Genomic DNA, 17,700 nt, shown 5'->3' on the forward strand with positions numbered 1-17,700 from the left:
TGCGATCAGCGGAAGCATGCCCGCAATATCGGCGTTACAGAACCGGACTAGCGTGACGCGACATGTCCGCTCTCACCGAAGCTATCGCGCGGTCCTTCACCACGCGCGAGAAGCAGCCCCCGGCGCGATCACCGCTGCGCGCGTTGGGTCGTCGGCAACTCTCGGGCGCCGAAGTGCTGGCCCAGTCGGTGGCAACCACTGCCCCTGCTGTGTCGATGGTCGTTCTGCCCGTCACCATGCTGACACACGGCCGATTGTTGAGCGGGATGATCACCATCATCGCGGCCACCGTGCTGGTGACGCTCATAGCCTTCTGCGTTTCGCAGTTCACCCGCCGAATGGCTGCGTCGGGCGGATTGCACAGCTTCGTCTTTCGCGGCCTGGGCACCCGGGCAGCATTGACCACCGGCATCGCCATGCTGGTCAAGTACGTCGGCAGCGCGGTGATGACGCTCTATCACGGCGGACAGGCCGCAATCGCATTGCTCGGCTTCGCAGGTGTACACGTGGACAAGACTTTTCACGTCATCGCGCTCTATCTGGGGATAGCCTTGCTGATTCTCGGCGCTCTCGTGCGAAGTGTCAGATTTGCCGCGCTCGCGATCCTCGTCGTCGAAAGCTGTTCACTTCTGTTCATCGTCGGGCTCATGATCCTGGGCGGTTCCGGAAGTCAACAAGCACAGATCGTTCCCCCCACCTCCGGCCACGGGTTGTTACTCACCTCCCTGGCTGCCGTGTTCGCTCTCGCCGGATTCGAGAGCGCGGCCTTCTTCGGCCCCGAGGCCCGTCGCCCGCTGGTAACCGTCACCCGCACAGTCCTTCTCACTCCGATCATCTGTGGATCGCTCTTCATCTTCGCGGGCTGGGCCGCTTGGTCCGGGCGCAGTGACACCCTCGTCAACGCCTATCTCCACGGAACGGCGACGGGCGTGAGCCCCGGTGTCGTGATCGCGCTCAACGTCGGTCTGGGGTGCTCGTGGCTGGCGTCCTCGATGGCGTCGTCCAATGCTGCGTCACGCCTGGTCTATTCGTTCGGTGTCGAGCGCCTACTCCCCCGCCGGTTCGCCTCGGTTCACAGTGCCTTCCGTACGCCCTACTTCGCATTGACTACCGTGGTCTGCACCGTCCTGCTGGGCGGCGGAACCTTTGCCGTTCTCGGGCGCGGAGAAATCTTCGACGACGTTCGACTGACTGTTCGCGGCGCCGTCATCGTGGCCTATGCACTGACGGCTATCGCATCCGTTGTCTTCCTGACACGGATCGGCGAGCACACTCCCGGCGTTCTCGCGGCCGCGTCGTGTGGCAGTGGTGCCGGAGCGATAGTCCTCGGTTACCTGGTTTATGCCAACACGATCGACCACGCGTACGTTGCACCGATCGCCGTGCTCGTGATCCTGACTTCGGGCACACTCTGGCAGTTCTACCTGCGACGCCGAAGCCCCAAAAGTCTGCTGCACGTCGGAGCTTTCGACAGTCCCGAAACCGAGGACGTACTACCAGGAGCTGGGGTGTTCGCTACCGACGCAGCCGGAAACATCGTGCTGGTGGGCGAGCCGACTGCCGGCGCCCGCTGATGGTGGGCCGACCACGCGACCTCGGTGGGCACGAACCCCGAGCGGTTCAGCGCGCCCTTGCCCTCCTCGAGTCGGCGGCCAGGCTCGGATCGGGAGCCACCGCCAAGGACATTGCCGCCCTGGCCGACATCCCACCTGCCACTGCGTATCGGTTACTCAACATCCTTGTCGCCGACGGTTACCTGGTTCGGATCGCCGACCTCTCCGGCTTCGCACTAGGCCGACGCACCCGTGAATTAGCCGGGGCTGCCGCCGAACCCACACCCATCGACAATTCGGTGCTCCTCGAAGAACTCCGCGAGCAGCTACGGTTCGGCGTCTATCTCGCGTCGTTTGCGGAAAACCGAATCAGACTGGTGGATCGCGATCCCGACCACGAACTCAGCGGCGAACGCACACTGGTCACGGCCCTTCACGCGTCGGCTATCGGGAAGCTGCTCCTCGCCAGCCGACCCGAATTGGCCGAGACCCCATTGCGAAAGGTCACCGCACACACCATCACCGACGGCGACGCATTGGAACTCGAACTCTCGCGGATCCGGCGCGGCGAGCCCGCCCGTGAGGTCGACGAGATTCGTGTCGGACGCTCCGCCGTCGCCGTCCCGATCCACGACGCGGAAAGGTGTGTCGTCGGTGCCTTGGCTGTGATAGGTCCGACCGGCAGACTTTCCGTCGACGACGTAGACCTGGTCGTGCTGTTGCGGGAGTACGCGGAACGCATCGTTGCACCGACGATGTCGAAGGCAAGCTGAAAGTCAGAGGCCGAACACACGTTTGGCAAAGCCGAGATGCTCGTCGGCCCAGCCGATGACGCCGAGCGTGGAATCGAGATTCTGCGGCGGAGTGCGCACCAAGGTGTCGCGTCGGACGAGTCGGTCGAAATCGATCTGAGCGCGGTCGAACTGGACCCCTGCCGTGACCATGATGTTCGCCAGTTCTTGCGCCATCACCCCGTACGCGACTGTCGTGGGATGAACGCCGTCGAGCGAGAAGAGGCCGCCCGAAGCGCGGCCGCCGCGACCGTCGGCGGAGAGGAACAGCGAGTCCGGCACGGGTTGCAAGTCGGTCAGCGCCTTGGGAAGGGGGTACGGCGTCCACCATGACGGCCGCGCATTGACGTCGGTGACGTAGCGCCGTGAGGCCACGCGCTCGAGCAACCCGGCAATATCGCAGAGGTACCAGTCCTTCCCCACCCGACGGGCATTCGCGACGGCTTGCTCGATTCCGTCGTTGTACATGTCGATTGCGGTGTCGACGGCCCACGCCTGCGCGCCGGTGATGTGCTGATCGCGTTGTGGGTCGAAGTCGGTGTCGCGCACCCACGGTCGTGCGTAGTACGGGAAGTAGCGGGATCCGATTTCGATCTTCCCCCCGAGCCCGTGGGCGATCGGTGCGATGGTCACGTGTGGGACGGTGCAGAGGATGACGTGCTGGGCGTTGATCTTGCGGATCGCGGCCAGCACCTCGGCGTACTCCGACGCGAAGTGCTCAGGCCGCCACACCGTGTAGTCGCGCTTGCCGCCCGGATCACGGAAGTTGTTGCCGCTCCACTCGACTCGAAGTTCGGTGACGGTGCGGAGCGCGTTGTTGGCACCGAGGAAGACGATCAGAGTTTCGATGCCTTCCTTGCCCAACTCCGCTGCTGCGTCGAACGCGGTCATACGCTTCTCGGCGTCGGAGCCTCGCGGCAGAACTCGCAGTGCGGCGCGCTCGCCGTTGTTCTCGACGATCTGGCTGATCAAATCGTCGTGCGGTTGGTGAAGAGCATCCTCGCAGCCCTGCGCCGTCTTGGTCAGAGCGTCACGAAGATCCCACCCGTACACCGAGAGGTTGTGGTTGATTGTCGAGAATGTCGGCGCTTCGCTGCCCGGTCCGCGTTCCCAGTAGTCCTCTACCTGATCCATGAACGCGCGCGCAGCAAAGAGTGCGAGCGGAACCTCCCAGAGGTCGAGCCGCGGGCCGAACCGCTCCTCGAGGGTTCGGAGCAACAGTTCGATGTTGAGCGGAAGCCCGCCCGGGCCGCCGTAACGGGGAAAGCGGAACTGATCGAGCCGGCCCAGCTGGTGAGCAATGATCGCCGGATACGACAGATCAGTATTGAAGATTGCCCCGCTCTGGAATCCCTGCGACAGCGAATCCCCGATGACCACCAACCGGTGGGGAGCATCGCCACCCGGTGGAACTACCGGAATCCCGATTGTTGAATCGAACTGAGGAACCCTGGGCCCTGCTGCGGCCGCGGCCACGACGTCGTCGGGAGTATCGGGTGGAAGTTCCATGCCCACTCACCTCCGGAAAAGTCCAGCTGGTCAGCTGATCAGTGGTGGCTTACGCCGATCGGCATTGTCCTGCTCCGATTGCTTCTCGATCGACCTGACAACCTCGTCGGCCCACTGTTGATTTCGCCCGTCGAATTCCGCGCGGTCCCGACGCGCGATACCCCGCCCCACCAGGATGGCAATCGGAATGGAACACACGACCCATACGAGTAGTACGCCTCCGACAATCCACCACATAACCAGTAATTGTGCCCGATTCGACGACTGTTGTGCTCCAGGTCGAAACATCTGTCCGAATCGTGGCGGTCAATCCAGTTGAGCGCGCAGGTCAGAAACGATCTGCGCCGACGGTTTCACGGGCTTTGCGAACCTGATTCCAACCACGAGCGGCGATGCCGAAGGCAACAAGCGACATCAGATCCGAGACCGTCAGACCGTGTTCTCTGTTCAACGACCACAAGACCTGACCTTCCAGCGGTCCATTGAAGAACAGCCACGCCACCCCTGCACAGACGGTCACAACAACACTGGCTTTGGACGGCTTCATCAAACACACGGTGCTGGTCACGAACAACAAGTTCATGAAAACCAGACCGTAGAAAATTCCGATCATGCGACTCCCCCCGAAGTTCGTTCGTTCAGCCGCGGTTGAAGTTCAGGTACGCCTTCGACGGTGTCGGGCCGCGCTGGCCCTGGTATTTGGATCCGGCTTCGGAGCTTCCGTAGGGGAACTCTGCAGCGCTCGAGAGCTTGAGCAGGCAGAGCTGTCCGATCTTCATTCCCGGCCAGAGCGTGATCGGCAGGTTTGCGACGTTGGACAGCTCCAGTGTGATGTGGCCGCTGAAACCCGGGTCGATGAAACCGGCGGTGGAGTGCGTCAAAAGGCCCAGGCGCCCGAGGCTCGACTTACCTTCGAGGCGGCCGGCCAGGTCGTTCGGCAGTGAGCACACTTCGAGAGTCGAACCGAGAACGAACTCGCCGGGATGAAGCACAAACGGCTCGCCCTCTGCCGGTTCGACCAGGCTGGTCAACTCGTCCTGGCGAAGTGCCGGGTCGATGTGCGTGTACCGCGTGTTGTTGAAAACCCGAAACAGACCGTCGAGGCGCACGTCGACGCTCGACGGTTGCACCATAGAGTCGTCAAAAGGGTCGATACCCAGACGTCCAACGGAGATTTCGGCACGGATGTCACGATCGGAGAGCAGCACAGGTAGAGGTTACCGGTTCTGCGGGCAGTGCCGGCCCATCGCCGGGGCGATCACACTGTGGTTACCGAACACGATGCGCGGGTTCTGGACTCCCACGGGAGAGCCCAGCCCCACCTATCTCAAGTTCTCCATCCCGAAAGGTGTTCCTGCGCAAAAATTTTGGGCAAATCATTTACCGAAGGCGCCGACTTCGACACGCCTGTGTTGATCAATGGCGCCCGGGGACACCGCCGCTTGAAAGCTCGTCTGATAATGTTCGGAAAGCACGTTGATCGGCGGTGAAAACACGTCCGGTCGGCTGCGACGCCGATGTAGTTCAATGGTAGAACATCAGCTTCCCAAGCTGAATACGCGGGTTCGATTCCCGTCATCGGCTCCACAGATTCTCCGCAGTTCAGAGCCCTTTTGGGGCAGTCGAACTTCGCTTGTTTGGGACCCAATCCTGTGACAGGTACACGGCAGGTACACAACCCCCTCCATTCAGTGATCAGTCAATGTGAATCCAACGAAAATGGGGGTGCTAGAGGACCGCGTCTCGGAATTCTGCAGTTCATCGATGCAGTCCGACTGGTCGTCCCCCGGCCTGAATCGGTGTCCATTGCGCGCACTGTCAGGAGAGTGCTGTCGACCTCGAAGCCGATGGTCGCCGGTACCTCGGTTCGTTTGCCGTCCATCAGTGATTCGAGCGCGACTACCAACAAATGGGTTTGGAAACTGTCTCCGCTCGGACTCCGCGCAGCTTGTCAGTTGAATATTGCAAAAACGATCTGCCGTAGCGCACCCATACGCCGAGGACCACAACTCACGCACGAATGCAGGTCTTCTCACAATCACAGCTGTGAAAGGACCCAAGTGCGTCAAAAAATCACCTTCGAAAAGCATCAAGTACGTATTCTTCCTCAGTACCGGACAGCGCTGACCGTAAGTCCCAACGCACGCCATCGGTCTGCACATTTAAACCCTCACCAACCTACATCTTGTGCCTGCTCGGATCATCCGTGGATCAACTCATACACTCCGAATCCGGAGAGCCGGATAAAGCTCGAAAAAATACCCCAGTTTCGAGGACCGTCACATTAGCGTCGCGCTACCTTCCCGAAGATCTTTAGAAACCGGCAGACTGGCCCCAATTCGATAGAAGGCCGTAAGTGTCCAGAGTCGAAACCTCATTCCCCGCAAGCATCGCAGCGTCTTCCCTGGTTATGACGTTCGGAACTACGGCTTCTCACGCAACTGCCAAACCGGGCAACTTTGGCGCAGGTGCTTCTGGTGGATCTTGGTTGGTGGACTACAACTCCTCGAATGGCCTCGGATATATCAGGACAGTCACCTCATTCGGTCCAGGCTCGCCGCTTACATTGCAGGTCTCAATTTCGATAGCAGGACATCTGCCCTGTATGCAGTAGCGAATACTGCCGGGCCCTAGACGGAGCGAGGAGGTGAATTCAAATGGATAACGTCCTCTTTGCTATCGTCAACGTGATCGTGGCGATGGCGAACGGTTCCACGATCCCCCTCTCATTAGAAGGCGCAGGGCCACTAACCGCTCCCGACTTGTAGAGAAGATCGGCCGACCGCATGTGGATGACATTTTCAGCTCTGCCTGAAACCTGCATATCAGAAGATGCGTGGATCGTGCGGTGGTCACAAACATAAGCTCCCCTACCTGGCCAGGAAGGGGAGCGTATGTTTGACAGGTCCCAAATAGTCGGTCGAGGCCGCCCCGAATAGGATCAGCAACCGAATGTCACAGCGCCGACTGGTTTGATCACGCGAGTGCGCACCGTGAGCAGAATTCACACAGAGGTCGATTAATGTGCATCTGCTGAATCAGCCTTCTCAGCTCCGTTTGATCGAATACGTCTGCTGGCTCGAGTGCCCTTGCCACGGTGAGGCAAGCTACCGATCTCGGACGCGGGCGGGCGCTGTCTCTTGATGTTGATGTTGACCACGATGGACCTGTACCTAGTTGGCACTGACCAATTTAGGTCGTCGAACAGGTAGCCGGTGGAAGCGCTTCGGTCTTCGGCCCGATCACGAGCGGCCGCTATGTGGTGAGAATCGGTCGGTCTCCTCTTGAAATGTAGTCGGCGAATCGCTCAATTCCTGCTTGTGAGAAGCTTCCTCGACCTGCGCGTCTAAGTGCGGCTTCGACGAATGGGAGCGGTTTCCTGCGGTATGTGCGGTAGATGCTGTCTAGTACTGGTTGCAGTGCCCGGCGTGCGAGGTCTGCTGTTTCCGGGTCTGAACCCCCGAATTTCACTGTCACATTCGGCATAGATACCCCTGCTGGTCGAGTGTCCGATTCCCTGGCCGGAAGCGTACGTATCGGGATTGCAAATCAGTACAGAAACACCAAAACGGGGCGCTAAGTCCCTACTTGCGGTGGATACGACTCCGTCTTTGGGTTGACGAAAAGGGGCCCGACCGCGGCGTGCGGTCCGGCTTCTGTTCTACGACTGCGGGTTACGCCCCGAAGCCGCGGCTTCTGGTTTCGCCGGCTTCACGTTGGGTGGCGAACTGCCGATGCTGACTGGTGTTTGCGTCAACGCATAGCGAACTCCCATCTACAACGTCCATGCAGAATGACCCCCGCGACATAGTTGCCGTCTTCGATGAGGTGGCCGAATTCATTGAGGCAATAACTACCGGCCACCCGAAGGTGCCCCGTCCCGTGGTCGACCACCTAGATCGGCGGTTCCATGGTTCCGCAGAAGCTCAATGCCTGTGCGCAACGCCCCGGGATCTGGAAGTCGTAGCTGGTCTGCATCCAAGCTGTTCCATCAGCCTCTGCGATGAATGTCCCGATAGGCAGCGCTCGGAGACCCAAGTCATCGGTGCCAGATTCCGCGATCTCATTGCCAACATGCCCCACGACGTTCTATGGTTCATTACATGAGTAATGAACCAGTGAACATCGGCCATCGATCATCGTGATCGACGACGGACGACCACTGTTCCAGCAGATCGCCGAGCAGATCGAAGGCTCGATCATCGACGGCTCCCTGCCGGAAGACGGGCAGGTGCCCTCAACCAACGAACTGGCGGCGTTCCACCGAATCAATCCGGCGACGGCAGCCAAGGGCCTCAATCAGCTCGTAGGCGAGGGGATCCTCTACAAGAAACGGGGAATCGGAATGTTCGTCACGGTCGGTGCCCGCGACGCACTCAGGTTCAGACGCCGAGAAGCGTTCGCGCGCCAGTACATCGAGCCGCTGGTCGCGGAGGCCGACCGGCTCCAGATTTCCCTCGGCGAACTCAAATCCATGCTGGACGACAGGAAGGCGGACCGATGAACGCAAGCACGACAACGACCGAGCCCCGAGTCAGGCGTTTCGACGAAACTGAACTTGTCGCCTCGATGCGCTCCGTGGACAGAAAGTACGGGGATGTCGACGCGCTCGCGGACGTCTCGTTCGAGATCAGCCGCAACAAGATCTACGGTCTGCTCGGCCGTAACGGCGCAGGCAAGACGACGATCATGCAGATACTGACCGGGCAGGACCTGCACACCCGCGGCAACGTCGAGGTATTCGGCGCTGCCCCTTTCGAAAATGCCGACGTCCTGGCAAACGTGTGCTTCGTCAAGGAAAGCCAGACGTACCCCGAAGACCTCAAGGTCAAGCACGTACTCGTCGCCGCCGGCCATCTACTCCCGAATTGGGACCACGCGTTCGCCGAGACACTGCTCGACGACTTCCAACTTCCCTTGTGCCGCAAGGTGAAGAAGCTCTCGCGCGGCATGCGGTCAGCGTTGGGAGTGATCATCGGACTTGCCTCCCGTGCACCGCTCACGCTATTCGACGAGCCGTATCTCGGTCTCGATGCCGTTGCACGCCAACTGTTCTACGATCGCCTGCTTGCGGACTACGCCGAACATCCTCGCACTGTGGTGCTTTCGACTCACCTGATCGACGAGGTAGCCAATCTACTCGAGCACGTGATTGTCGTCGACGGCGGCCGGATTGTCGTCGACGCAGACGCGGATGCACTGCGTAGCCGCGCCGTGGTGGTATCCGGTCCCATTGATGCGGTGGATGCCGTTGCTGCGTCCGGCAGGGTCCTGCGCCGGGAGACACTGGGTGCCCACAGCCGAATCATGTTGCAGGCCGATGTGACAGAGACCGAGCGAAACCGACTGCGGGAGGCGGGAGTCCAAGTGGAACCGGCATCTTTGCAGGAACTTGTCATCGCGACTTCGACGCAGCGCAAGGAGATCACCGTATGAGTATCGCAACGACAGAGCCACGGACGGTCCCGAAGACGCCCGCTCGGTCCAGGATCGGTGCCGTCCTACAACTGCATACGGTCGCGTGGCCGTTGCTGATCGCCTGGCCGGTGGGCATCCTGTTGATCTCGTTCCTGATCAGCTTCACTATCTACGCGATCGTCGGGAACGAGGAGGGTGAAGGATTCACCGGTAGTGTGTTCTCGGTCTACGGTTTCGTGCTGGCGTTCTACCTCCAGTCGATGACGCAGACGTTCCCATTCGCGCTCGGACTGAGCGTGACTCGCCGCGAGTTCTTCACTGCCACCACGGTTATGGCGCTGGCACAGTCCGCAGTCTTCGCAATCGCGCTGCAACTGCTGTCCGTGCTGGAGTCCGCCACCAACGGCTGGGGTGTGCACATGCGCATGTTCGGCATCGCACGCTATTTCACCGACAACACCGCCGTACAGTTGCTCGCACTGTTCGCGACGCTGCTGCTGACCAGTTCGATCGCAATGCTGGCAGGTGCTATCTACCAGCGGTGGAGGATCACCGGTCTACTCGCCTCCCTCACCGGGCTTTTCGGCTTGCTCGGCCTGTCAGCGATCGCGATCACCTGGGCTGGGTGGTGGCCGGCGATCGGTTCGTGGTTTGTCGATACTCCCCGACTGGTACCGATGGCGCTACTCCCTCTGGCCCTTGCCATCGCGTGCATCGCCGGAGCCTGGGCGACGTTGCGTCGAGCAACGCCGTGACCGCGCGATCATGTGCGACGCCACATGTCGCGTCGTCTCGAAGTGCTCGTCGGATCAAACCCGTCTAGACAGCTCGTCCCCCTCCCTGAGTCAGGAAAGGGGGACGAACGTCGCAACAGGGTGCTATCTCGTCCCCGATTTGGTCCGCTCTACTGCCGAGCCACCCGCTCGACAAAACTCGAAGCCCGCAGCACCAGTTCATCTTTCCGGTTCTGGCGCGCAGCGGCGGCATCGTAGCCGGCATACGGGAGCGGGGGGTCGTTACGAACATTGGACGAGCACTGGAAGTCTCGGCAGATCAGTGTTCCGACCGTGCTGCCACGTCGACCGGCGGGCCCGGCCAACTTGGCGCCGTAGAAGACGACCTCGTTGGGGAGTCGCGTGTCGCGGCACCAGGAGCACTGGGCGCGCGATCGCGGAGTGGCCTCGGCTTGAACGAGCAAGACTCCGATGGTCTCCCCGTCGAGTGTCGGGACGATCGCGTAGGCGCGTCGGCCCATTTTCGGATCTCGCCAGCCCAGGTAGTCGAGAGCGTCGAAGTCGATGGTGCCGAAGCCGTCCGGAACGGTGAGATCGGACTTCTCCTTACGACTCGCGTTGACGAGGCTGGAACGAATAGATGTATCGGTCAAAATGATCATGGGTGTATACCAATCGTGGCTCGGTGAAGGTGGGTACAGCTCATGGCCCGATCAGCACCAAGTGCTGTCGGGTCCGAAATGCGCTATCTGTCGCCGGCGAAGACGACGCCGACAACCCCCTCACGCCCATGGGGCGTCACCGTGTACGTATCCACACCGCGATGGTAGCTACAGGCCTGCGTTACAGGCCACTCGATTTATCAGTCACGCCATACCGCCGTGAACTCGTACCAAGGTCCGCCGAGGTGAGTTGCGGAGAAATCATCGAACCCCGATGGTGGGCCGCTGGGCGAGTACACCCACCCACTCGAGGTGATGAACATGCTGTCGTCGTCGATGAAGTAGACCTCATCCGGCCGCACGACATGGGCACTACTGATATCGAACTGGCCGATCTCGAGCTCTTCCACGGTCGATTCAGGCTGCTCCAAAAGACCAATCGCGATGGTCTCGAACTCTCCGCTCTTGTCGAGGAAAGTTGCCGGCGGCATCAACAACGCCAGAGCGACTGCAGCGATGACGGCGATCGGGGAGGGCAGAATCCACCACGACCACCGCCGGTCCTGGCCAAGGACGTAGAGGGTGCGGATCGCCCACACCAGACCGACCACGATCAAGATGAGCAGCGCCGCAGCGCTGACGAGGAAGGGATCCAACCATCTGTACTCCCCGAACGGCGAAGGCCACCAACCGTAATGCCGGCAGACCAACGCAATGAGCGGAACAACGGTGAATGCCAAAAGAATCGGCCCCGGTGGCTTGGACGACTCCGGAGGGTCAGCTACCAACCATTCACCCAGCGACTTCGGCCTTCTCATCACCCCACCGTATCTGCAGGTCATGGCAAACTCAGCTACACGGCGAATACCTTTGCAGTACACGCACTCTCGTTCCACTCACAACAACCAACGCAGCGATCGGCACTCTCGCCGCAACCGACACAGATGGACAAACCTCACAATTCGCAGATTCAACGTGCCGATCATGCGACAATCGGACGGTGAACGAGACCGCGAGTGGAGTTTCGCACCCGCACCGACCGCGACTGCTGAGCGTCGGCGTCCTACTCTCCGCCGCCCTCCTGTGGTCCACTCCCCTCGCCGCTGCCGCGCCCACCGAACCTGGGCCGGCCAGTTGCATATCATTCGGAACCGCCCAACTGCCACCAGGTGCGCCCTCCGGTGGAGGTCGAGTCGGGTTGGCAAACCTACCGACATTCACCGGTTCAACCGCCCCCAGCTCGGTCCAGATCCGCACGCCAACTACGCAATTCAATCGTTTCTGGGACTTCGCGCTAGTCGACCACGACTTACTCGCTCGGCCGCGAGAGACAGGCGCATCAACGGCTCAACCGTGGCGTTTCGTGCCGATGCCCGAGTGCCTGCGTGGACGACTGGTCGGGATATCACTGGACGACGACGAACTCGTCGCGGTCGACGACAACGGCTGGATCTACACGATGGACAACGCATCCCAGGATCCGCTGGTGTGGAATTGGACCTCGGCATGGGGCGCACCGCTGTGGAGCGGTCCCGGCCGACAACTCCCCGGAGACCACCCGAACGGGTGGGCACTGAGCGTCTCGTCGCCTTGGGACAACCAAACTTTCACCGACGTCGCAGGACGGATTCACTTCGTCGGACTCGCCAAGATGACGATGATCCCCACGTTGACCGGGGACGGCAGCCGGATAACCTACGCGGACCCGTGGCTGCCCAACGACGACAGCTACGAGATCGGCGGCCCGCTCGGCGGGCGATTCCAGGCGGACTCGCTGTCGGCGGCCGGATCAACCACTTTCGTGATGAACAAGTACGGCGACATATACACCCGCACATTTGATTTCGATTCTTCGGGATCGGACTCGATCTTCTTCCGCTACAGCTGGGAAGATCAGTCGGACAAGCCGTCGGCACCCAACCTCGTGGCCGAAACACTCGACCGCAGCACCGCCGCGATCCGACTTCCGGCCCCAGACTGGGTGCACCAGCCCAAAATTCCCGGTGAAGTCACATCCGCGATCAGTGTGCACTCACTCGGTCCCGGCCCGAACCGGCGGGAGTTGCGCGTCGAGGGTCTCCGCGGCGCCGAATCCGGCTTCTGGCACAAGGATCTCGTCGGGGATGCCTGGGAGTTCACGCCGACCGGCGCGTCCCTCCTCGGCACACTGATCGAAAACGCGCCGACAGACCGGTCGACGGATACCCTGTCCCCCGCTGCCCCCTGGCACTTGTCCACGACCCTGCCCGCCCGCGACGGTGCCATCGACGGTCAGGCTCTGATCGACATCGGGTTTCCGTACTCTGTGGTGGATCCGCGTCTGCTCGACGCGATCGGCCAGCACGCACAACCGTCCGGATACCGACTGGACGTGGACCATTTCGACCCGGTCGCCACCACGCGGACCGCGACCGTGACTGCACCGGATGGCACGGTTCTTCCGGTCGTCCTGCACACCGCCGACGGACTACGGATGGCTCCCCGCGCATCCGGCCTCGATGCCGATCCGCGCCACCTCGTCGGGGCAATCGAGATCCCGTCGGACGCGTACGCGGATCGGGCATCGAACCCCGCTCTGGACGCGTTCGTGCAGGACTGGATGCGCGGAAACCCCATTGCCGCGATCACGCTCAGCGCCACCGACCACGACTTGGTGATCCGCTAGCCGAAACCATCGCCGTCCACCGTGTCGCCTCGATTAGGCTCAGCAGATGGTCGACACCACACCCGACGTGCCGATATCACCCGTCGACGCTGCGAGCTTCCAGCTCGGTGTGCACGTCCAGCCCTACCTGGTCACTATTGCCGGACTGCTCGCTCCTGGTGGCTTCGTCGATCGAGACGGTCGACCTGATCTAATGCGACTTCACCGCACCCTCGCCGCTCACATCGCGCAGGAGCCGTTACTGCGGCAGCGACCGATCATGCGGAACGGGTCATGGTGGTGGACGGAAAACGACATCGACTTCGACCTCCATCTCTCGCTTGACGAACGCGGGCCTACAGAACCCGACTTCGAATCCGTCTGTGGTCGACTCGTGATGCAACCCCTCGACACCACCCGACCGTTGTGGCACATCGCCTTCGTTCCTGCAGCTCGACCGGGTCTGTGCGGCATTGTGATCCGAGTGCATCACGCGGTTCTCGACGGCGCCAGAGCCAGCGACCTTTTCGAGCGCTTGTTCGCCTCACCTGATTCGAAAAGTACCGACCCGGGCGCTCCCGTGCCGAACATCCCTCCGAAGGCCGCCGGTTCCCTCGACCTCCTCCGATTTCGAATCGGTACTTTCCTGCACCGGCCAATCCGATCACGGGTGTTACTGGGCGCCATTGGTCCCACGAGATCGATCTCGTCCGTCAACGTCCGCACCTCGCTGATCGAGCATGCCGCGCAGCAAGCGGGAGGCACTTTGAACGATGCCTATCTCGTTGCGGTGGGCGGCGGACTACGATTCATCCTCCAAGAATGCGGCGAGCCCATCCCCAAGTCGATTGCGGTATCGGTACCCGTCGCAGTCACAGCGATCGGTAGCGCACGCAATGCCGTCGGGTTCATGATCATCGACCTTCCACTTCGTGAAACCGACCCACAACGCACAGTCGCGATCGTCGCGAAGCAAACCGCTGCGGCCAAACCTTCCGCACGCGCTGCGGGAACAACCTTTCGGTCACCGCGTATCGCCGGCATTTTCGACAAGCTCGCAAAGCGGCAGCACATGATCGGTGCAGTCGTGTCCAACGTCCATGGACCGCGCGGCCCGCTCACGCTCGACGGGGCAGCGCTAGTCGAACTCTGGCCTCTGGGCCCGTTGGCGGGCAATGTCCGCGTCGGCTTCACCGCAGCGTCCTACAACGACACATTCTGGATCGGAATCCAGGCCGATGCCGAGCATCTCCCACCTGCAAGCAAGATCGCCCGAGCCGTCGAACGGACTCTCGACGAAATAGCCGGCACTGCACACTGACTGGATCTACTGCCACTATCCGATGCACCTCGCCGCTTGGGCAACGGATACTGTCGAGACGTCTCGACAACATCTCCACTGATTCGAGCCTGCAAGCCGGTGTCGTCACGACACGATCGTCACGAGGAAGGCGAAAGATGTTCACACCTGCAGAATTCGGCAAGGTCTCGGTACTGGTTCCTGAGAACGGTGGTGCCGTCCCCTACGGGAACACCGTGGTAGTGCACGGATCTGAAAGCACGCTCGTCATCGACCCTTCGCTCTCCCTCGACCGCGACCCCGTCGGCGCAGACCTCGTATTCGTCAGCCACGGGCACGAGGACCACATCGCCGGACTACGCCATTTCGACACCCCGGCCTATGCGCACCATCTCGACGCACCCGCAGTCGCATCCCTCGACACGATGCTCACCAATTACGGCCTTCCTCCGAACGAACGAGTCGAGGTCCAGCAGTCGATTGCTACGCAATACGGCATACCCCCGACCCACGAGAACGTGTCGGGGATCGCGGGCGGCCACGTCTTCGACCTCGGCGACCGCACTGCGACAGTCATTCATTTGCCAGGGCACACCCGCGGACACTGCGGGGTCCTCGTTGAACCCGACGGCTTCTTCTACGTCGCCGACATCGACCTCACCTCCTTCGGCCCGATGTACGGCGACCTGGGTAGCAGCGTCAACGACTTCCTCGACTCCATCGACCACGTCGCAACGATCGACGCACGCTGGTACGGAACATTCCATCAGAAGGGCGTGGTCGAGGGCAGCGACGAGTTCCGTCGCCGGTTGTCCGCATACCGCGACAAATTACTGAGCCGCGAAGACCGTCTCATCCAATTCCTCGGCGAACCAAAACTCTTGGAAGACATAGTCGCTCATCGACTCGTCTACCGCCCCCACGTATCGGCACCGTACGTCGACGCCGTCGAACGACGGACAGCTCAGCTACACCTCGAACGACTCATCGCATCCGGTGCCGTCACAGTCGACGAAGACAAGGTGTTTCGCCGGACCCTCTGACATCCCTGGCGAACTGATCGCGCCATTTCGGATACTTCCGAAAATCGGACCGAAGTTCACCGAAAAAATCTGGCACTCAAGGTTGCAGAGTGCCAGTTTGGCTGGTTATCATGTTCTCGCACAGTAAGTTCGGTCGCCGTCGAGGTGACGGTGACCTTTCTTAGACGATACGGGAGGTGTGTTGCTGTGCTTCGTTTCGATCCTTTCACCGACATCGACGCGATCACCAAGTCCCTGCTTGCCACCGGAACCGGCAGCAGCCGAAGTCCACGCTTCATGCCGATGGACCTCTACAAGATCGATGACCACTACGTCCTTCACGCCGATCTTCCCGGCGTCGACCCAGGATCAGTGGACGTACAGGTAGACGGCTCGACCCTCACCCTGACCGCGCACCGCAGCGCCATTTCCGAAGAGGGAGTGACGTGGCTGGCCGGTGAGCGTTTCACAGGAACATACAGAAGGCAGCTGTCCATCAGTGAGGACATCGATTCCGAACGGATCGTCGCCTCATACGACAACGGCGTGTTGACCGTGACCTTGCCGATCGCAGAGAAGGCGAAACCGCGGCGGATCGAAATCTCGTCGGGACCGCCGTCCCGCACCGCAAACTCCGAGGTGAAAACCCAAGGACAGATCGAAGCCTGACCTGAACGGCTTGGCACGAAATCGACTGTACGAGAGCCTTTCATCCAGGAGGTCCACTATGCCCGCGCCAATCATGGCCCCCGCCGCAGCTCTGGCTGAACCGGTCGTCTGGAACGAAGACCCGCAGCGGCAAGGCTGGTGGAAGCGCATCCTCGCGGCCACCCCGCCCGAGAACCCCACCAACGAAGAATTTCAACCCTGACAAAACCCGACCGTGTTCGCCGAATACGGTCACCCACAAATGAATTGATGCCTTCCGTCCGTCCACCGAGGCGGACGGAAGACATTTACAGGCGCTCTACACACGTTCAGCTCGATGAAGCATTCCGGCCGAACCGAAGAGCCATCACCTGCAGCAGGTCAGGAACCGCCCGAAATGGGCGAAGCAGGACGAAACACTCACACAACAAGGACGAAGCTCGCCGCCACCTGCCAACCGTGACTCGTACGGTTGAAATGTAGACGTCAGTGACTGCGCTGACGCTTACCGACCTCGTCGGTCCCCTGAATTGTGTGGCCGTCGAGGTCGTCTCATGTCGATACCCAAACTGAAAGTGGTCAGCCCTCAACCCTCGTCGGAGGAGATGCCGTCGCCAGACCCTCCAGAAGGATTGCCAGACCGCGCTCGAGTTCGTCCTGCCCGTCGTAGTGAGCCATGATCGTAGCCATCGACCGCAGTCTCGGAAACTCGGCAAGCGCAAGCCGATGCAGACCGAGCCGCAAGAGATCGTCCGTCTCCTCGGGATTTTCGACTATTTCCTGAAGCTCGTTGAGAATGTGCCCGTTGAGGAAGCCGAACACTGCTCGGTAGATGTGTAATGCGTCTTCAGGAGTGAAACCGGCCCGTATCAGCAGTTCGAGAATCGCTTCGACGTAGCGCAACGTCCCGGGAGGACGCAATCCGAGCGGGGTGGACAGCGGCCGAGTGACCAGCAAAGGAACCACGTTGGGGTGCGCGAGCGCGAGGCGGCGATACCCGTACGCAACTGCGTGCAGCTGCCCCCTCCAGTCGCGATCGGACGGGTCGACGACCAGTTGTTCGAGCACGGTCTCGACGACCCCGTCCAGCAGGGCCGCCTTGTTGGCCGCGTACCTGTAGAGAGTCATCGGATTTCTGTCGAGCGCTTTGCCCAGTCGGCGCATGGAGAGGCCGTCGGCACCTTCCTCGTCGATGATCGCCAACGCCGTCGAGAGTACGAGCGCCCTGGTGAGGGGCTCCTCGCGGTCCGCGACGGGAATCAAACCCTTAGTGCGATCTGGCGAGTGTCCGGTCATTCACAAAACATACATCGTATGCCTACGCGTTGACAGAACAGTACGGCTGGTTTACTGTTCGGATACGCCCTATGCATACAACGTATACACACATCGTATACCCGGAATGTCCGGATTTACGTG

At 61.0% G+C, this 17,700-nt stretch carries 17 protein-coding genes and 1 tRNA gene; 11 read left to right on the forward strand and 7 right to left on the reverse strand.

The window, feature by feature from the left end:
- Nucleotides 1-62: 62 nt before the first annotated feature.
- Both AC1Q6C_RS19370 and AC1Q6C_RS19375 read left to right on the forward strand, forming a co-directional pair.
- Nucleotides 63-1,574, forward strand: coding sequence for an APC family permease (locus AC1Q6C_RS19370; RefSeq protein ID WP_492666732.1), 1,512 nt, complete (start codon nucleotides 63-65; stop codon nucleotides 1,572-1,574).
- Nucleotides 1,574-2,326: an IclR family transcriptional regulator gene (locus tag AC1Q6C_RS19375; RefSeq protein ID WP_054825467.1), complete on the forward strand. Its 753-nt coding sequence runs from the start codon at nucleotides 1,574-1,576 to the stop codon at nucleotides 2,324-2,326. The genes AC1Q6C_RS19370 and AC1Q6C_RS19375 overlap by 1 nt, the downstream gene beginning before the upstream one ends.
- A 3-nt stretch (nucleotides 2,327-2,329) precedes the next feature.
- Here the strand turns inward: AC1Q6C_RS19375 and AC1Q6C_RS19380 are convergent, their stop codons facing one another.
- Genes AC1Q6C_RS19380 through dcd form a run of 4 tightly spaced genes read right to left on the reverse strand, consistent with a single transcriptional unit; the run spans nucleotide 2,330 to nucleotide 5,061 of the window.
- On the reverse strand, nucleotides 2,330-3,853 hold the full coding sequence (locus AC1Q6C_RS19380; RefSeq protein ID WP_054187569.1) for a hypothetical protein: 1,524 nt from the start codon (nucleotides 3,851-3,853) through the stop codon (nucleotides 2,330-2,332).
- 30 nt (nucleotides 3,854-3,883) lie between these two features.
- The gene (locus AC1Q6C_RS19385; protein ID WP_270008665.1) at nucleotides 3,884-4,141 is read right to left on the reverse strand and encodes a hypothetical protein; all 258 of its coding nucleotides are present in this window, start codon (nucleotides 4,139-4,141) and stop codon (nucleotides 3,884-3,886) included.
- 40 nt (nucleotides 4,142-4,181) lie between these two features.
- Nucleotides 4,182-4,466 carry a hypothetical protein gene (locus tag AC1Q6C_RS19390; RefSeq protein ID WP_054187570.1) on the reverse strand — a complete coding sequence of 95 codons (285 nt, stop codon included), beginning with the start codon at nucleotides 4,464-4,466 and terminating at the stop codon, nucleotides 4,182-4,184.
- A 25-nt stretch (nucleotides 4,467-4,491) separates the two neighbouring features.
- Nucleotides 4,492-5,061 carry a dCTP deaminase gene (dcd, locus tag AC1Q6C_RS19395; RefSeq protein ID WP_003943702.1) on the reverse strand — a complete coding sequence of 190 codons (570 nt, stop codon included), beginning with the start codon at nucleotides 5,059-5,061 and terminating at the stop codon, nucleotides 4,492-4,494.
- A 305-nt stretch (nucleotides 5,062-5,366) separates the two neighbouring features.
- Here dcd and AC1Q6C_RS19400 point away from each other — a divergent pair.
- The 4 genes from AC1Q6C_RS19400 (at nucleotide 5,367) to AC1Q6C_RS19415 (ending at nucleotide 10,026) form a co-directional block, all read left to right on the forward strand.
- Nucleotides 5,367-5,440, forward strand: a tRNA-Gly gene (locus AC1Q6C_RS19400).
- 2,554 nt (nucleotides 5,441-7,994) lie between these two features.
- Complete coding sequence (locus AC1Q6C_RS19405; protein ID WP_007726518.1) at nucleotides 7,995-8,357, forward strand: GntR family transcriptional regulator; 363 nt, start codon at nucleotides 7,995-7,997, stop codon at nucleotides 8,355-8,357.
- Nucleotides 8,354-9,289, forward strand: a complete 936-nt coding sequence (locus AC1Q6C_RS19410; protein ID WP_270008664.1) for an ABC transporter ATP-binding protein — start codon at nucleotides 8,354-8,356, stop codon at nucleotides 9,287-9,289. The genes AC1Q6C_RS19405 and AC1Q6C_RS19410 overlap by 4 nt, the downstream gene beginning before the upstream one ends.
- On the forward strand, nucleotides 9,286-10,026 hold the full coding sequence (locus AC1Q6C_RS19415; protein WP_192712037.1) for an ABC transporter permease: 741 nt from the start codon (nucleotides 9,286-9,288) through the stop codon (nucleotides 10,024-10,026). Before AC1Q6C_RS19410 ends, AC1Q6C_RS19415 begins: the two co-directional genes overlap by 4 nt.
- A 149-nt stretch (nucleotides 10,027-10,175) precedes the next feature.
- Here AC1Q6C_RS19415 and AC1Q6C_RS19420 read toward each other — a convergent pair whose 3' ends face one another.
- Together AC1Q6C_RS19420 and AC1Q6C_RS19425 are read right to left on the reverse strand one after the other, a co-directional pair.
- Entirely contained in the window at nucleotides 10,176-10,667 is a 492-nt protein-coding gene (locus tag AC1Q6C_RS19420) for an FBP domain-containing protein (protein WP_003943738.1), read from the reverse strand.
- A 200-nt stretch (nucleotides 10,668-10,867) separates the two neighbouring features.
- Nucleotides 10,868-11,485 carry a DUF1109 domain-containing protein gene (locus tag AC1Q6C_RS19425; RefSeq protein WP_270008662.1) on the reverse strand — a complete coding sequence of 206 codons (618 nt, stop codon included), beginning with the start codon at nucleotides 11,483-11,485 and terminating at the stop codon, nucleotides 10,868-10,870.
- A gap of 182 nt (nucleotides 11,486-11,667) precedes the next feature.
- Between AC1Q6C_RS19425 and AC1Q6C_RS19430 the strand changes: the two genes are divergently transcribed.
- From AC1Q6C_RS19430 to AC1Q6C_RS19450, 5 genes are all read left to right on the forward strand, one after another.
- Nucleotides 11,668-13,332, forward strand: coding sequence for a hypothetical protein (locus tag AC1Q6C_RS19430; RefSeq protein ID WP_230793318.1), 1,665 nt, complete (start codon nucleotides 11,668-11,670; stop codon nucleotides 13,330-13,332).
- A 46-nt stretch (nucleotides 13,333-13,378) separates the two neighbouring features.
- Nucleotides 13,379-14,632 (forward strand): wax ester/triacylglycerol synthase domain-containing protein, encoded by a 1,254-nt coding sequence (locus AC1Q6C_RS19435; RefSeq protein ID WP_054187574.1) that lies wholly within the window; start codon nucleotides 13,379-13,381, stop codon nucleotides 14,630-14,632.
- A gap of 137 nt (nucleotides 14,633-14,769) precedes the next feature.
- The gene (locus AC1Q6C_RS19440; protein ID WP_042452347.1) at nucleotides 14,770-15,654 is read left to right on the forward strand and encodes an MBL fold metallo-hydrolase; all 885 of its coding nucleotides are present in this window, start codon (nucleotides 14,770-14,772) and stop codon (nucleotides 15,652-15,654) included.
- A 186-nt stretch (nucleotides 15,655-15,840) separates the two neighbouring features.
- Entirely contained in the window at nucleotides 15,841-16,302 is a 462-nt protein-coding gene (locus AC1Q6C_RS19445) for an Hsp20/alpha crystallin family protein (protein ID WP_007726499.1), read from the forward strand.
- 58 nt (nucleotides 16,303-16,360) lie between these two features.
- A complete protein-coding gene (locus tag AC1Q6C_RS19450; RefSeq protein WP_165639161.1) occupies nucleotides 16,361-16,504 on the forward strand; it encodes a hypothetical protein in 144 nt (47 codons plus the stop codon).
- A gap of 356 nt (nucleotides 16,505-16,860) precedes the next feature.
- Here AC1Q6C_RS19450 and AC1Q6C_RS19455 read toward each other — a convergent pair whose 3' ends face one another.
- Nucleotides 16,861-17,577 carry a TetR/AcrR family transcriptional regulator C-terminal domain-containing protein gene (locus tag AC1Q6C_RS19455; RefSeq protein WP_064443223.1) on the reverse strand — a complete coding sequence of 239 codons (717 nt, stop codon included), beginning with the start codon at nucleotides 17,575-17,577 and terminating at the stop codon, nucleotides 16,861-16,863.
- Between the last annotated feature and the right edge of the window lie 123 nt (nucleotides 17,578-17,700).

This window comes from Rhodococcus sp. MT28, from assembly GCF_058792695.1.

Coding starts and splice junctions, on each gene's coding strand:
- AC1Q6C_RS19370 (WP_492666732.1), top strand. CDS start 63: ATGTCCGCTCTCACCGAAGCTATCGCGCGGTCCTTCACCACGCGCGAG.
- AC1Q6C_RS19375 (WP_054825467.1), top strand. CDS start 1,574: ATGGTGGGCCGACCACGCGACCTCGGTGGGCACGAACCCCGAGCGGTT.
- AC1Q6C_RS19380 (WP_054187569.1), bottom strand. CDS start 3,853: ATGGAACTTCCACCCGATACTCCCGACGACGTCGTGGCCGCGGCCGCA.
- AC1Q6C_RS19385 (WP_270008665.1), bottom strand. CDS start 4,141: ATGTTTCGACCTGGAGCACAACAGTCGTCGAATCGGGCACAATTACTG.
- AC1Q6C_RS19390 (WP_054187570.1), bottom strand. CDS start 4,466: ATGATCGGAATTTTCTACGGTCTGGTTTTCATGAACTTGTTGTTCGTG.
- AC1Q6C_RS19410 (WP_270008664.1), top strand. CDS start 8,354: ATGAACGCAAGCACGACAACGACCGAGCCCCGAGTCAGGCGTTTCGAC.
- AC1Q6C_RS19415 (WP_192712037.1), top strand. CDS start 9,286: ATGAGTATCGCAACGACAGAGCCACGGACGGTCCCGAAGACGCCCGCT.
- AC1Q6C_RS19420 (WP_003943738.1), bottom strand. CDS start 10,667: ATGATCATTTTGACCGATACATCTATTCGTTCCAGCCTCGTCAACGCG.
- AC1Q6C_RS19425 (WP_270008662.1), bottom strand. CDS start 11,485: ATGAGAAGGCCGAAGTCGCTGGGTGAATGGTTGGTAGCTGACCCTCCG.
- AC1Q6C_RS19435 (WP_054187574.1), top strand. CDS start 13,379: ATGGTCGACACCACACCCGACGTGCCGATATCACCCGTCGACGCTGCG.
- AC1Q6C_RS19440 (WP_042452347.1), top strand. CDS start 14,770: ATGTTCACACCTGCAGAATTCGGCAAGGTCTCGGTACTGGTTCCTGAG.
- AC1Q6C_RS19450 (WP_165639161.1), top strand. CDS start 16,361: ATGCCCGCGCCAATCATGGCCCCCGCCGCAGCTCTGGCTGAACCGGTC.
- AC1Q6C_RS19455 (WP_064443223.1), bottom strand. CDS start 17,577: ATGACCGGACACTCGCCAGATCGCACTAAGGGTTTGATTCCCGTCGCG.